Here is a 14,451-nt window from a genome sequence, read left to right as displayed (position 1 = left end):
TTTTAGGAGATAAAATGAGCATAGATAGTTTAGAATTTGAAGAGAGTAACACTCAAAATGTAATAAAGAGTAATTTTGAATTTGAAGGATACATAGAAAGCAGTAAGCCAATAATCATTGAAGGCTTGCTTAAAGGATTAATAAATTCTACAAGTTCAATATATTTAAGAGAAAAAGCTAATGTAAAGGCAGAAATTAAGTGCAACCATTTTCTAAATCACGGAACAATAAAAGGTAATATTGAAGCGTTAGAAACAATAAAAATATATAAAACTGGTAAATTAATTGGAAATATTAAAACAAAAGAACTCTTCATAGATTCAGGAGCAATATTTAAAGGAAATTGTATAATGGAGGAAAAATGACATATAAAAGATTTTTTTCAAGGATAATCTTATTTCTCTTCTCATATTCAAGTTTCTTAATTGCACAAGAAAAAGAAGAAAAAGAAGATTCACTTCTATTATACAAAGGAGGCAGATTTCAAGAAGCAATCGCAAATACTCAAGAAGAACTAAATCAAAATCCAAATAACCTAGATGCAAGAGTAATACTTATATGGAGTCTAATAGGAGCAAGAGAATATAAGAAGGCAGAAATAGAATCCATGAAAGGACTTGCAATAAAAAAATATGATTCAAGAATAATTCAAGCATTAGGAGAATCTTACTTTTTTCAAAAACAATATAAAAATGCACTTAAGTATTTTCAAAAATATATTAGCCTTGAACCAAGCGGACCACGCATAATAAAAGTATACAATCTAATAGCAGACTCTCTATATAAACTTGAAAGATACAATGAAGCTGATTTTGCATATGAAAACGCTCTAAGATTTTTACCAAACAACCAGAACTTACTGCTAAAACTTGCAAAAGCAAGAATTAACACAAAAAACAAAATTTTAGCAAAAGAAACTCTAACAACATTATTAAGCCTAAATCCCAATCATTTAGAAGCAAAAAAATTGCTGGAAAAACTTGAAAAAAATAATAATAATTCTTGACATTGCCCTTATAAAAAATTATTCTATTTATTAGTTTAAATAATAAAGGGCTGGGCTGCTAGCTCAAGTGGTAGAGCGTCGGACTCTTAATCCGCCGGTTACAGGTTCGAGTCCTGTGCAGCTCAAAGAAATTAAAGCTTGTTCATTTAGAAGTATGCATTGACATACTTTTAGGTAAGTTATACTATTAATTTTAGTGGACTTATTTTTTGTTTTCAGGGGCTCATAGCTCAGGTGGTAGAGCAGCGCCCTTTTAAGGCGTTTGTCGTAGGTTCGAGTCCTACTGAGCTCGTATTTGTATGTCCTCTTCGTCTATCGGTTAGGACTCCAGGTTTTCATCCTGGCAAGAGGGGTTCGATTCCCCTAGAGGATGTTTTAAAGAGAGGATCTTTTAGATTCTCTCTTTTTATGCAATAATGAAAAAAATTTTTATCTTATTAGCATTAATAAGCTTTTACGTAATAAACGCACATGAAATAAAAACACAAATAAATAAAAATAAACAAACTACAATATACTTTGACAAAAAAGAAAAATTTAAAACCCTTATACTAAACCTTCAAACAAATGAAAATACAAATATAGAAATCAATACCGAAAGTGAAATTCATTCATACAAAATCCCAAAAATAATTAATCAAGAGAAAGAATTAACAATAGAAATTAAAATGAATAATATCCTGTCTATTATTATAAATAATATTGAAAATAAAAACTTAAGTATAGAAACAGAAGAATCAAATATCAAAAAGTTTAAAATATTAATTAGTCAAAATGAATATTCTATTGCATTTAATCTTGATAGGAATATTTTTCCTCTTATAGGCTTTAAAGCTAAAAAAAAATATTAAATCCTATAATTTCAAAATTATATTCTGAGAAAGAAACTCAAAAAATAATATTATCCAACATTACAAAATACACATCACTAGAGAATGAAAACGACGAAATAAAATTTAATAAAAACAATGATATGATTCAAATAAGTGAAATTGGATATATCAACATGAATGAATATTATGATATTAATAAACCAATAAATTCTGATTTAAAATTCATTTTTAACTACAAAAAAGAAAATTATAGAAGAAACTCTTTTGAATTCTTTAATCTCATAGCAGATCCTGCAATATATGTATTAAAATTCAAAAAATTAAAAGATCAATCTTTAATGCTCAAAAGATTAGCATTTTTTACAGAGAAAAAAAATTTTATAGGAAAAATATTATCAAATAAAGAACTAGAAAATAAAAAAGGTTGGACAGGACACAACTACAGACTTGAAGATATAATTATATTTTTTAATATGGCTAAAAAATTAAATATTAAATTAAATAAAGAAGAGATCATATTAAGAAATATTATTATAGCTAATAAGCTAGTAAATATTGAAAATCACACATTGAAAGTAAAAAATAAATCAAGAAATATTGCATTTGCTACCTATTCAGAAGATAAAACTATATCAAGAGATGCTCAAATGATAATACTAATGCATGAAATCTTGCATATGCATTTCTTTACAGACAATAATATTAGCAAATCTGTCTCTACTTTTTGGAATCAAAATATTCTTAAAAAAGACAAAAAAGCTTGGATAAAATTTCTAGACAGTAAAGATTATTATATTAAGTCTAATAATCTAGTAATAAATGAATTTTATGCTTATACTATCCAAATTCCAAAAGAAGATATTGCAGAATTTTTAATCAATACCAGATATTTTCCCAAATCTGGCGCTAAAAATTATGAAGAATGGGCATTAAAGCTAGAAGAACTATTATGGAATGAAAAAGGACTAATAGCTGGAGAACTACTAATCCTTTTCAAAGACAAATATATATTTTAAACAAAATTCAAACTAATTATTATAATTATCTTTTTCTGGCATCAAAACAATTTCTGTTTTCTGATTAAAATTAATTTTCTTTAAAAATGAATTTATAATATCTTTATTTAAATTATTTTCAATAAATGTAGTACTTATAGTATCTTCAAAAGTACCTGTCCAAAGAACTGAATCTAATATTAAGGAAGCCCAATACCAATTAGATTGAGATTTAATTTTCTCTTCTTTAATGATATTTTTCTTAACATAATTAAAATCTTCTTCCGTATAATCTATCTTTTGTCTCTTTAGCATGTACTCATATACAGATTTTAAGACTTTATCAAGAACTTTAGGCTCAACGGTAAAATTTACAACTATAAATCCATCTGAACTTTTATATTGCCTAACAGAATAATCAAAGTATGCGTTTATTGAGTAAACACTAGACATATCCCTTCTAATATTTTTAACAAGACTATCAGTCAAAAGAGAAGTCAAAGCGTAATAGTTTAAAGCAATCTTGGGTGTGTAATTGAATTCAAAAGGATAAAAAATATAAACAATACTACTTGAATCCTTACCTTTCCTTACTACTATTCTACCAGCATCTTTCTTATAAGAATAATCTAAATCCTTAAACTCATTCAATTTTTTAGTATTCAAGTTACCTAAATACTTCTTTGAAAGAATTTTTATTGTATCTAAATCTATATCTCCCACAAAAACAAACTTGAAGTTATTTGCATAGGTAAATCTCTTTTTATAAAAATCTAAAAGAATTTCCTTTTTCATATTTTTCAAATCAGACTTCTTAATATCTCTATAACGATAATCATCATTATTATAAAATCCATTAATAGCTCTTCTAAAAATATATTTAGAATCCTCCTCCCTGCTTTTAATGACTGCTTCCATATCGCTAATAGTATTTTGCAATACAATATCATCTACCTTTGACTTATTAAATATAAAGTATATAAGCTCAAAAAGAGTTTCAATGTTTTTGACCTCAGCACTGCCACTAAGACTCGTCTGTTGAAAATTAACTGCTGTATTTAAACTTACAACCTTATCTGCCAAATATTTCTCAACTTGAAGTTGAGAATAGTCTCCATAACCTGAATTTGAAACTACAGCTGGCGCCATAGCTAAAACAGGTATAAGATCAGCATTCTCATTTATTAAGCCCCCCCAAGAACTTGCACTAAGAGTAACTATATTCCGCTTATATTCATTATGCTTAAAGTAAACTTCAACTCCATTCTCAAGGGTAAATGATGATATTCCTCCAAAAAATTCTTTATTATCAATAATTTCTTTGCTTACCAAGTCCTCCTTTAAAAATTTTCCTTGAATTAATACATCTTCATAAGGCTTAATTTCTCTTTTTAATGCAAGCTCCTGTATTTCTTGTATTTTATCAAAAGTCAAATCAAAATGAGACTTATTAGAATAAGAATAAATAATTGCCTTATCATTTATAGACGTTTCACCCTTAGCCAAAATTGCTATTGTAGCCAGACTAACTTTATTTAAATGCTCAATAGCAATATCATAATAATCATGCATATCCAACATGTAAGAATTTTCTGCTGCAATATCTACTAAAATATTAATAATAGTAGATGAATCTCTATTACCTATGTTATCTTTACTTAACTTATAAAAGCTTATAAGTTGAGCCTTAACCTTATCCACCTCACCTTGAGTAAATCCAAATTTATTTATTCTCTTAAATTGGTAAAAAAACTCTTCAATACCTTCTTTTAAAGAATCTGGATTTAAATCAATAGAAATTTTATTAATTAAAATATAATTATCATCTGATTTTTTAGAAAAATCATCCTTGTTAAAAGACATAAAATAATTTATTCCAGAAGCCTTTAGCTCAGAAAATCTATTTGTAAAAAGACTATTTAATAAGACCCTTTCAATATTCTTCTTAATATGATTAGATGTAGAGATAGGTACAACAATATCTTTTTTAACAAAAGTTATACTAGGAAAAGGAATTTCAAAGTCCTCTATGCTAATAAACCTTTCATTCATTACTGTATCTAAATTTATGTTAATCTTTTCCTTCTCACTCTTAGGTTTCTTGAAAGATGAAAATTTTTCTTTTATCTTTTCTTCAATCTTACTAGGATCGATGTCTCCTACAATAATGACACTAGTAAGTTCTGGTCTATACCATTTCTTATAAAATTTCTTAAAATCTTCTGATTTAAATGATAAAATTCTATCTTCGAGTCCAATAGGAAATCTGTCTACATATCTACTATTGCCAAGAATAAACTTAAATATTCTTTCAATAATTCTACCTGGATAACTCTCTCCACGTTTCTTCTCTTCAATGATAATATTACGCTCTTTTTCTATTTCTGATTTATTTAATTCCATCTTTGATGCCCAGTTATTCAAAATATTTAAAGCCTCATCAACTGCTGCCTCATTATTACCATCTGGCACATTAAGGCTATAATAAGTTTTATCAAAAGTAGTATAGGCATTAATATCTGCTCCAAATGACATTCCAAACTTTTTAAGAACCTTTAAAACACCCTCACTACCTGGATAATCTTCTGTTCCTTTAAAAGCCATATGTTCAAGGTAATGAGCCAAACCTCTCTCATGATCTTCCTCATTCAAAGAACCAACATTAAATAAAATACCCATATAAACAGCTTTCTCTGGTATTCTGTTAGGATAAATATAATACTTAAGTCCATTCTCAAGTTGACCACTTACCAAGTTCTTGTCAGTTTTTAATTTATAAGTAGCACAAGATAAAATAAGAAATACTGAAATTAAAACGATAAGCCTATTTATATTAGTGATATTCTGATATTTCAATTCTCCTCCTTGAGTCTATTTCTAGACTATAAACTTTTTTAATCTCTTTAAGAATAGATAAAAATCCAAAATCAAACCAATCTTTTATGCCCTTTAACTTCGAAATAGGGAATAATTCATAAAATAAGAACAAAATTTCAATATTAGATAAACTTGAAATATTATTAAAGTAAACTTTTTTATTAAACTCACTAAGAAAAACAAAAGAGCCTACTTTATCCAGCCTAAACTTATTAAAATCAGGATTTAAAATACTTACTTCATAAATTTCAATAGTAGTATGCTCCTTAGACACATCACCATAGCTTTTCTTATAAAAAGAATCTAAAATTACAAACTTACCATCTTCAATGCCTATATTCCGTCCATCTAAAGTTTTTAAAATCCTATCCTTACTATCAAAATAGATTAAAATATTTAAAGCCTTTGATACATTTAAAACAAATTTTTCACTACTGTAGTTCTCAGGTCGTCTTAAAGATTCAATATAACTTTTCTCACCTACTCTATTTTTATCTTGAACTATCCGAATATCTTTTTCAGCTAAAGCTTCCTTAGCTAAGTCAATATATATTAAAAGCTTACTATTTTGGCTCAAATATTTTTCTCGTTCAAATAAATGAATTACCAATACTAATTCTCTCCTATCAAGAGCACGATAAAAATCAATATTTTCTAAATCAATTCCAAAAACAAACACTTGAATAAAAAAAATAAGAATAAATAAAAAAAATTTATTCATGCATACCTCCCCCATTCATCACAAATCTAACTGCAAAAAAATAGGACAATGATCACTACCCATTACTTCACTTAAAATTAAAGCATTTTTTACTCTAGCTTTAAAAAGCTCATTCACAATAAAATAATCAATTCTCCACCCAATATTACGTTCTCTTGCCCTTGTTCTATAATCCCACCATGTATAGTTATATGGATTCTTATTAAACATTCTAAAAGTATCAACATAGCCCTCATTCAAAAAATTATCCATCCAAGTAGTTTCTTCAATATAATATCCAGCATGGTCTCTACTAGTCTTAGGATTAGATAGATCAATCTCAGTATGAGCAATATTAAAATCACCACATATTATAAGGTTTTTACCAAAATTTATGAAAGAATGTGCAATAGACTTAAGATGGATTAAAAATTCAAGCTTAAATTCCAGTCTTTTTCTCAAAAATTGAGAATTAGGAAAATATGCATTAATAAGAATAAAATCATGATAATATAAAATAAGTGCTCTTCCTTCCTTGTCAAATATTTCTTTATTCATGTTATCTACTTTAACAGGTTTTATTTTTGAATAAATACAAACACCACCATATCCCTTTATCATAGAACTTGAAAAATAGGAATGATATCCTTTAATCTTGATAAGATCTTTTGTTAATTGCTCTTTATTTGCCTTAATTTCTTGAAGGCATAAAATATCCGGTCTATGGTTTTCAACAAAATCAAGAAACCCTTTCTTTAAAATAGCCCTTATTCCATTTACATTCCATGAAATTAATTTCACAAAGATCTACAACCTCTAATTAAATATGTATCTGAAGCCTATCATAAGCCAAATAAATATTATCTTTTTTTAAATAATCAAATTCTTCATGCATTATATCATGTGCTATGTGCGTAAAATAAGCAACTTTAGGTTTTATTTTTTTAACCTCATCAGTAGCATCATCAAAATTCAAATGACACGGATGAGATTTAATTCTTAAAGCATCTATTATTAATACATCTAGTTCCTTTAAATATTTATAAGAAATATCTGGAATAAACTTAACATCAGTAAGATATGCTATATTTTTTATCCTATATCCCAAACTAATTATATCACCATGCAGTAAGGGAATTGGAATTATTTCTATTCCTCTAAAAATAATTGGCTTTAATTCTGTTGCTAAATTGGAAATAATATTAGCTTTGCCACTTAAAGATATTTTTGACGTAAAATTATGTGGAAAAGCATTTTTAATATGTTGCATAGTACTTTCCCGGGCATATATATTTAAAGGGAAATTTCTTGTATAAAACTTAATATCATCAAGACCCATAATATGATCATAGTGTTCATGAGTATACAAAACTAAATCAATACTAGAGATATTTTCTCTTAAAAGCTGAGTTCTAATATCAGGACCTGTATCAATCAATATGTTAATTTCACGCACATTAAGGAGTAATGAACTTCTAAGCCTTTTATTTTTAGTAGAATCTGAGTTACATACCCTACAATTGCAATTTAACATAGGGACACCACTCGATGCACCTGTTCCTAAAAAAATCCCCAACACACTATTTCCACTTCACCTCTTAAGGTATCTCATTATACAACAATAAACTAAAAGAATAAAAGAAAACCCAATTTCTATACAAAAGTAAAATATAAATAATATAATCTAATTTCAAAGCACATCTCTACTTTATCAGACAATAGTTAGTTAGTTATATAACCTAAAATTCTTATTTGAAAGGATGTATTTTATAAACTATTTTGTAAATAACATTTTTATGCTTATAATTACTTAAGGAAAAAGTATTTTATGAATGAACAATTTTATGAGATTATATTCTTACTAAGCTTTAGCATATTCTTAATCATAAATTTTTTCAATTTTAAAAGAGAATTTTCTTATGAAGATTGCTTAATAATTTTACCAGGGATATTTTTTATAATAAATCTATATCTGATAGAAGTTAAACCGATTATGCTGTATGTTTGGACCCTATTTTTAGTTTTCTTAATAATCATTATCATTAAAAATATAAAAACAATACTATTTAGAAGAAAAATAACAAACAGAAAAACTAATAAATTTAGGATAATAATTTACTTTATATTCTTTAAAGGAATATTAATAATTCCTTCAATAATGGTTTTACTAATAGCTACATTATTTTCCTACATTGGTTTCTTTACAAATTATCCAGAAGATATACGCTCTAGCTACAAAATAGGTTTTACTAAAATTAAAGATTATACGAATAAGCTAAGTATATCAGTTTGGTATCCAACAAGCCTAACTCTTGGTCTTAAAGGTCAAAATCCTTTTATTTACTATAAGTTTAATCCATTTTTCATCAATGAAATGAATTATATACCAAAATATACAAATGTATATAAAGATGCTTTTATTAGCAACAATCAAAAACTATATAATAGTGTATTTATTATACTACCTTCTCACTCTCATGATTCAATGTTTAAATCATTAGTACATAGACTAGTTAAGAAAGGGAATGTTGTCTATTTATACTCACCCAAATATCAAGCCTATTTTACTGATGACTTTATTAAAAATAATGATAATAGCTTGATAACTGATATTTCAAACAAAGCCATTAAATATTTAGTAGAACCTATAAAAATTTTAAATGAAAGAAAAGATAAAACATCTGAAGTTACTGAAATTCAAAAGATTATTGAACTCATTAAGTCTACTCAAAAACTAGAATTTTTGGATTTAAAGATGAATTTGAATAAATTAACATTAATTACAATTGGAAATCAAGCAAATATTGCGAATTCAATTATTAACAATAATAAAGAGATAAAAAAATATATAAATATTGGGGGAAAGCCTCAAAACTTAAATAAAATAAAAACTTTACAATTATTAATAAAACAAGATGAAAATGAATTAAAAGAAAATCAAATAAATTCATCTTCTATAAAAGTTATAAACATGACTAATATTGGAGAACTTTCTGATTTCATATTTAGTAGAAGTTATTTAAAAAGTTTTAATTTTTTTAAAGACAAAGAATTAATGCTACCAAGATTTAATTTTGTTATTAAAGAAATAAACAAATTTATTGAAGAAAGAGGATTTTAAAAATGTCAAAAAAATCTATATTCTTAGTAATATCAAAAATCTTAATATTATTAACTGTAAAGGGTTACTGCGAAGATGAAATAATTGAAATAAGTACTGAAATAGAAAAAGAAAAGTATATTCCTTTTCTTTTAAGCAAAGGAATAAGCGAAGTAGAAGATCTTGTGAAATATACATTAAAAATGAATCCTTACCTTGAATCAGAATATGTTCGAGTAATTGCACAAACCTATATAGATGAAGCCTTAATCGAAGGGATAAATTATGACATTGCTTATGCACAAATGTTACTTGAAACAGGAATTTTAAAATTTAATGGTGTTGTTTCTAAGGAGCAATATAATTTTTCAGGAATAGGAGCTACTGACAATTTTACAAAGGGAAACTCCTTTTCGAATATTAAAGAAGGAATCAGAGCACATATTCAACACTTAAAAGCTTATGCTTCAAGTCAAGATATAAATTCCAATATGGTCGATCCTAGATTTTACCTTGTAAAAAGAGGTTCTGCTCCAACCATATATGATCTTACTGGTAAATGGGCTAAAGATAAACTTTATGACAAAAAATTAAAAAAAATATTGCTTAGATTATTAGAATTTAATAATGCAAAAAGCTAAAGATATTACATTTAAAATCTTAGAATTCGTATACAATAAATACAATAAGAGAGAATTCGTTCATCCCGATCCCCTAGAATTTTTGTACAATTACACAGAAAAAGAAGATATTGAACTTGCGGGCCTTATTAGCTCATCATTAGCAATTGGAAAAGTTGAAAAAATATTAGAGGCAATTAATAAGATTTTAATCCCGTTAGGAACAAAACCTTCAAAAAAACTTAAAAAGTTTAATAAAGATGACTTAAAAATAATATACAAAGATTTTATTTACAGATTTTTTAAAGCAGAAGACATTATAAAATTAATGATGGCTATTAAAGGAATACAGGAAAAATACTCAACAATTGAGAATATTTTCTATGATATTTACAAAAAGAATGGGAATTTTATATCAAGCCTAGATATACTAATAACCTATATGGAAAAAATTAATGGAGAGTCCTTTGGTTTATTGGTTCCAAGACCTTCAAAGGGAAGTGCATGTAAAAGATTATTTTTATTTTTAAGATGGATGATAAGAAAAGATGAAATTGATTTAGGAATATGGAACAAATTTAACCCCTCAAACTTAATAGTTCCAATGGATACTCACATGACAGATATATCTTTTAAATTATTTAATCTTAAATATAATAAAAATGTAAACCTTAAGAAGGCAATAGAAGTAACACAATATTTCTCAAATAGTAATAAAAATGACCCTGTCAAATATGATTTTTCATTAACTAGGTTCGGAATCAATAGAAAACTTAAAAAAGAAGATTTATTTATAAATATTCTAAAGCTTTAAAATCAATTATTTACAAAAAGATAAAATAATAAGCTTAGTAAAAGAATATAACAATAAAGATACATTATTAACCAAGCTTTAATTGATTTCAATTTCAAGCTCTAGATATAAAATTAACTAATTTATAGCTTATAATATCAAAAATACAAAAATAAATATATAAAACACAAAGCATAAGAAGTAAAAATAAGTGGACAGAATCAGGATAACAAACAATAATTTCAGTTATACTATTCATAACTTTATACTAAAAACACATATTTCCCAATATACAGGACATAAAATAAATTAAAATCTTCAAAAATAATCTATTTAAAAGAACTGCCTAAAATCTTAATTCCTTCAACTGTTAAATATAAATTAAAGACAAAATCTACACTTATTAAAGGTAAAATTAAGTTAGCATTGCCTCCCGTAATTATCAAACTAAATTTTTTCTTATGCTCCCTAATAAGATCATAATAAACTCCTTCTATTAAATATTTGTACTGATAAATTATGCCACTATTGACACTAGAAATTGTTGAAATTCCTAACAATTCTCTTGGTGTTATAAGATCAAATTCATTTAAAAGATATGCACTCTTAATTAATGCATTAAAATTTGTTAAAGGGCCTCCATTAATAATCCCTCCAAGTATCCCATCTGCCCTGGTGACAGCAAAAATAGTACAAGCCGTTCCAACGTCTACTACTAAAGCATTATCAAGATTATAAAGCTCAATGGCGCAAATAAGATTTGCAAAAATATCTGATCCTAATAAAAATTGACTACCCTTATAAGGGTTAAAGCTTATATCATAATTCAAGTCAAATCTAATAAAAAAAGGAATTACCTTATAAAGATAATCAATAACATTTATTAATATATTGTCAATAATTGGTACAACACTACTTATAAATACTTTATTAACTCTAAAATCAAATTTCAATTTAAGAAATTCATAAATTTCATCAAAAGTTAAATCATGTCTTGTTTTAAGCTTACAAAAGATTTTAATTTTATCTTCGCTATATAATGCAAAAGATATGCTTGTATTCCCAACATCAACTATTAACTGTATTTTATCAAAAATATTATTCATCAATATTTCTAGTTATCTTAATATCATCAAATCTTAATAAAACATTTGTATCTTCTTCCTTTTTAGGAGTTATTTTTAATACCAACATCTTGTTACTAGGATAATATCTCCATCCATCTGAATATCTATAAAATTGAGGGTCCGTATGCCAATTAATACCCCTAAATCTAACCAAAGTAGGATTTAAAATACCCTTGAAGAAAAAATATCCAGGAGAATTTAAACTACGATTAAAATTAAGAGAATAACTAACATTAGATATATTGTAACTTGAAATTTTTGACGCTCCATACACCCAATTTCCAATACCAAGGCTTGGAATCAAGGTAAACTTTGGAAGATAATCATTATCTACAATATCAGCGTAATAAGCCTCATAAGGTACTTTATCAACTTCCTTGCTCATTAAAGCATAATAAATAGCATTCAAAGAAAGTTTAAATATTAAATCATCGCTTATCTCATAAGCCAATCTTTTAAGTAATCCGGCAACCTTTAATGTATATTCGAAATCCCAAGATAAATTATTTTTATCAACAGGTATATAAGCCCTTCCATTATTAGACACAAGAAATAAACTAGATATAAAATTACCCAGTTCTTTTTTAAATTTTTCAATAATAAAATTATCATTATTCAATTTTAAAAATACAATATAATTAGATAACACATTATACGCTTGTACCACATTAAACCCAGAATTCAATATTATTTCTGGCTTCTTTAAAATATTTAATGCCTCATTAAAAAGAGAAATATTCTCAGATAAGAAAATCTTTTCTAAAAGAGAAGAATCTTCTTTCAAATACCCTAAAAGTTTATCTGACTCTAAAGAATCAATAAAAGTTTTATTTACAGATAAATAGTTAAAAAACTTATCTAACTTTTCTCCGTCAACATAATAACTTGAACTCAAATAAGTTAAATTATGTTCATTCAGATTCATTAAAAATTCAAGTTTGGGAAAAATATTCCCATGATCTAGTCTTGTAAAAGATTCTGCCAAAAGATAAACAAATATATCTTCATCAAAAGAATATACATTACCTTTAAGCCATCCACCCTGTTTAATACTAAAAGTTGACTCACTAATCCACGAATTATATGCCTTATTCTTAAATCTAACTATTGCAGAGTCAAATACACCTTTTTCTACCTCCTTAATTGTTTCATACACAACAGGAGAACTTATATCTAAAGAAATGCTTCTAAATTCCTCTTTAGCTAGAATTTCTTCTGATTTCTCAATTTCTTTAATCAAATCTCCAATCTTAAAAATTTCTTGAGGGCTAATTAGAATTTCTCTCTCGTTAATCTGAGTCTTATCTCCTAAAAAAACTTCAAAATAAGAATCCCTATTCTTAATTAAAACATTTTGATCAAAAAAAATTTGATAATCACTTTCAATTTCATAGTTTAGTATCAACTTCTTAGAAAGATTTGAACTAATGCTAAATCTATTCTCTGAATCAAATAAAAATAGCAAGAAAATATTATTCTCAAAATAAACATAAATTTCATTATCTTGAAATTTATAAGAAACAGGATGAAGATAGAGTTTACTATCAGGAATAATAAGTGGATTTTCTTTAGATAAATTTATCTTCATTCCTCTTACAATAAAAGTAAGATTATCCAAAACATATTTATTATCTTCAACTTTATTATTAACTAAAATTTTTAAATCTTTTAATAAAAATACATTTAAACTTAAATCTCTAAATTGAATAAAAACAATAAAAAATAAAACGAGTATACCTATTAATAAATTTAAAAAACTTATACTCAAATATTTCTTCATACTACTAAATTTTAGTTATAAAGGATTAAAATATCAATCTCAGTTGTATAAAAGCAAAAAACTTAATAAAATTAATCGGAGCACAGCTTATTTAAATAGGAGTAAATATAAATGAAGATTCCAAAAAATCATATACCAGGAACAAATCCATATAAATCTCTGCCTAAAAAGCCCATGATCGAATCAAATAAAAAAATATCAAAAAAACAAGAGCAAATAAATTCAGAAATAATGAAATCACAAGAAAGAATACTAAAGTTATACATGAGAAGATTGCAAAAAAAAGATCAAATAATGCTCCAAAATTTTATCATCGAAGGATATAAAGTTGGTTCTAAGATTTTCAATAATCTTCCAAAGATTCTAAGAGAGATAATAACTATAATGAACTTAGAATCCTTAAAAATACTACTTAAAAATACAAAAAATCCTTTCAAAATACTTTATATAAAGTTTTCTATTTGGACACTAAATAAACTATTAAAATCTTTTAACAATTCAAAATGTAAATCAAGATAAACTGCCTAGAAAACAAGAAAAAAATGAGAAATTAACAAAAGTAGTAAATTTACTATTTGAAAAGTTTTAAAATATTAACTATTCTTCCTGCTTTAAAAATT

14 protein-coding genes and 2 tRNA genes are annotated in these 14,451 nt (G+C 25.8%); 10 read left to right on the top strand and 6 right to left on the bottom strand.

Annotated elements, in window-relative coordinates; translation table 11 throughout:
- The first annotated feature begins 14 nt into the window (after positions 1 to 14).
- The 6 genes from F0310_RS02640 to F0310_RS05785 all read left to right on the top strand — a co-directional run bounded on the left by F0310_RS02640 (position 15) and on the right by F0310_RS05785 (position 2,855).
- Positions 15 to 365 (top strand): bactofilin family protein, encoded by a 351-nt coding sequence (locus tag F0310_RS02640; protein ID WP_182117403.1) that lies wholly within the window; start codon positions 15 to 17, stop codon positions 363 to 365.
- Positions 362 to 1,006: a tetratricopeptide repeat protein gene (locus F0310_RS02635; protein ID WP_182117402.1), complete on the top strand. Its 645-nt coding sequence runs from the start codon at positions 362 to 364 to the stop codon at positions 1,004 to 1,006. Before F0310_RS02640 ends, F0310_RS02635 begins: the two co-directional genes overlap by 4 nt.
- A gap of 52 nt (positions 1,007 to 1,058) precedes the next feature.
- A tRNA-Lys gene (locus F0310_RS02630) sits at positions 1,059 to 1,131 on the top strand.
- A gap of 94 nt (positions 1,132 to 1,225) precedes the next feature.
- Positions 1,226 to 1,298: transfer RNA gene (locus F0310_RS02625), tRNA-Lys, on the top strand.
- 124 nt (positions 1,299 to 1,422) lie between these two features.
- Positions 1,423 to 1,857 (top strand): hypothetical protein, encoded by a 435-nt coding sequence (locus F0310_RS05790; protein ID WP_232535943.1) that lies wholly within the window; start codon positions 1,423 to 1,425, stop codon positions 1,855 to 1,857.
- Positions 1,858 to 2,012: 155 nt separating this feature from the next.
- Complete coding sequence (locus tag F0310_RS05785) at positions 2,013 to 2,855, top strand: hypothetical protein (RefSeq protein ID WP_232535942.1); 843 nt, start codon at positions 2,013 to 2,015, stop codon at positions 2,853 to 2,855.
- 12 nt (positions 2,856 to 2,867) lie between these two features.
- Here F0310_RS05785 and F0310_RS02615 read toward each other — a convergent pair whose 3' ends face one another.
- From F0310_RS02615 to F0310_RS02600, 4 genes are read right to left on the bottom strand one after another with little or no spacing between them, the layout of a single operon-like run.
- A complete protein-coding gene (locus F0310_RS02615) occupies positions 2,868 to 5,690 on the bottom strand; it encodes a M16 family metallopeptidase (RefSeq protein ID WP_182117401.1) in 2,823 nt (940 codons plus the stop codon).
- Positions 5,668 to 6,432: a hypothetical protein gene (locus F0310_RS02610; protein WP_182117400.1), complete on the bottom strand. Its 765-nt coding sequence runs from the start codon at positions 6,430 to 6,432 to the stop codon at positions 5,668 to 5,670. Before F0310_RS02610 ends, F0310_RS02615 begins: the two co-directional genes overlap by 23 nt.
- Before the next feature lie 18 nt (positions 6,433 to 6,450).
- Entirely contained in the window at positions 6,451 to 7,212 is a 762-nt protein-coding gene (gene xth / locus F0310_RS02605) for an exodeoxyribonuclease III (RefSeq protein ID WP_182117399.1), read from the bottom strand.
- A gap of 19 nt (positions 7,213 to 7,231) precedes the next feature.
- Positions 7,232 to 7,990: an MBL fold metallo-hydrolase gene (locus tag F0310_RS02600; RefSeq protein ID WP_182117398.1), complete on the bottom strand. Its 759-nt coding sequence runs from the start codon at positions 7,988 to 7,990 to the stop codon at positions 7,232 to 7,234.
- 249 nt (positions 7,991 to 8,239) lie between these two features.
- On the opposite strand from F0310_RS02600, the gene F0310_RS02595 reads away from it, so the two are divergent.
- Genes F0310_RS02595 through F0310_RS02585 form a run of 3 tightly spaced genes read left to right on the top strand, consistent with a single transcriptional unit; the run spans position 8,240 to position 10,945 of the window.
- Positions 8,240 to 9,532 (top strand): hypothetical protein, encoded by a 1,293-nt coding sequence (locus F0310_RS02595; protein WP_182117397.1) that lies wholly within the window; start codon positions 8,240 to 8,242, stop codon positions 9,530 to 9,532.
- Between the two features lie 2 nt (positions 9,533 to 9,534).
- A complete protein-coding gene (locus F0310_RS02590) occupies positions 9,535 to 10,152 on the top strand; it encodes a glucosaminidase domain-containing protein (RefSeq protein ID WP_182117396.1) in 618 nt (205 codons plus the stop codon).
- Positions 10,139 to 10,945 (top strand): TIGR02757 family protein, encoded by an 807-nt coding sequence (locus tag F0310_RS02585; RefSeq protein ID WP_182117395.1) that lies wholly within the window; start codon positions 10,139 to 10,141, stop codon positions 10,943 to 10,945. Before F0310_RS02590 ends, F0310_RS02585 begins: the two co-directional genes overlap by 14 nt.
- 308 nt (positions 10,946 to 11,253) lie before the next feature.
- Here F0310_RS02585 and F0310_RS02580 read toward each other — a convergent pair whose 3' ends face one another.
- A complete protein-coding gene (locus F0310_RS02580; RefSeq protein WP_182117394.1) occupies positions 11,254 to 12,030 on the bottom strand; it encodes a type III pantothenate kinase in 777 nt (258 codons plus the stop codon).
- Positions 12,023 to 13,831: a hypothetical protein gene (locus tag F0310_RS02575; RefSeq protein ID WP_182117393.1), complete on the bottom strand. Its 1,809-nt coding sequence runs from the start codon at positions 13,829 to 13,831 to the stop codon at positions 12,023 to 12,025. The genes F0310_RS02580 and F0310_RS02575 overlap by 8 nt, the downstream gene beginning before the upstream one ends.
- 111 nt (positions 13,832 to 13,942) lie before the next feature.
- Here F0310_RS02575 and F0310_RS02570 point away from each other — a divergent pair, with 111 nt between their 5' ends.
- Positions 13,943 to 14,350 carry a hypothetical protein gene (locus F0310_RS02570; RefSeq protein ID WP_182117392.1) on the top strand — a complete coding sequence of 136 codons (408 nt, stop codon included), beginning with the start codon at positions 13,943 to 13,945 and terminating at the stop codon, positions 14,348 to 14,350.
- The last annotated feature ends 101 nt before the right edge of the window (positions 14,351 to 14,451 follow it).

The organism is Borrelia sp. A-FGy1 (genome assembly GCF_014084025.1).
GTDB lineage: Bacteria > Spirochaetota > Spirochaetia > Borreliales > Borreliaceae > Borrelia.
The sequence above is the reverse complement of the archived record's forward strand: the minus strand, read 5'-3'. Positions and strand labels throughout refer to the sequence as shown.

Excerpts from the sequence above, each read along its gene's own strand:
- F0310_RS02635 (WP_182117402.1), top strand. The coding sequence starts at position 362 with ATGACATATAAAAGATTTTTTTCAAGGATAATCTTATTTCTCTTCTCA.
- F0310_RS05790 (WP_232535943.1), top strand. The coding sequence starts at position 1,423 with ATGAAAAAAATTTTTATCTTATTAGCATTAATAAGCTTTTACGTAATA.
- F0310_RS02570 (WP_182117392.1), top strand. The coding sequence starts at position 13,943 with ATGAAGATTCCAAAAAATCATATACCAGGAACAAATCCATATAAATCT.
- F0310_RS02590 (WP_182117396.1), top strand. The coding sequence starts at position 9,535 with ATGTCAAAAAAATCTATATTCTTAGTAATATCAAAAATCTTAATATTA.
- F0310_RS02640 (WP_182117403.1), top strand. The coding sequence starts at position 15 with ATGAGCATAGATAGTTTAGAATTTGAAGAGAGTAACACTCAAAATGTA.
- F0310_RS02595 (WP_182117397.1), top strand. The coding sequence starts at position 8,240 with ATGAATGAACAATTTTATGAGATTATATTCTTACTAAGCTTTAGCATA.
- F0310_RS05785 (WP_232535942.1), top strand. The coding sequence starts at position 2,013 with ATGAATGAATATTATGATATTAATAAACCAATAAATTCTGATTTAAAA.
- F0310_RS02610 (WP_182117400.1), bottom strand. The coding sequence starts at position 6,432 with ATGAATAAATTTTTTTTATTTATTCTTATTTTTTTTATTCAAGTGTTT.
- F0310_RS02580 (WP_182117394.1), bottom strand. The coding sequence starts at position 12,030 with ATGAATAATATTTTTGATAAAATACAGTTAATAGTTGATGTTGGGAAT.
- F0310_RS02585 (WP_182117395.1), top strand. The coding sequence starts at position 10,139 with ATGCAAAAAGCTAAAGATATTACATTTAAAATCTTAGAATTCGTATAC.
- F0310_RS02575 (WP_182117393.1), bottom strand. The coding sequence starts at position 13,831 with ATGAAGAAATATTTGAGTATAAGTTTTTTAAATTTATTAATAGGTATA.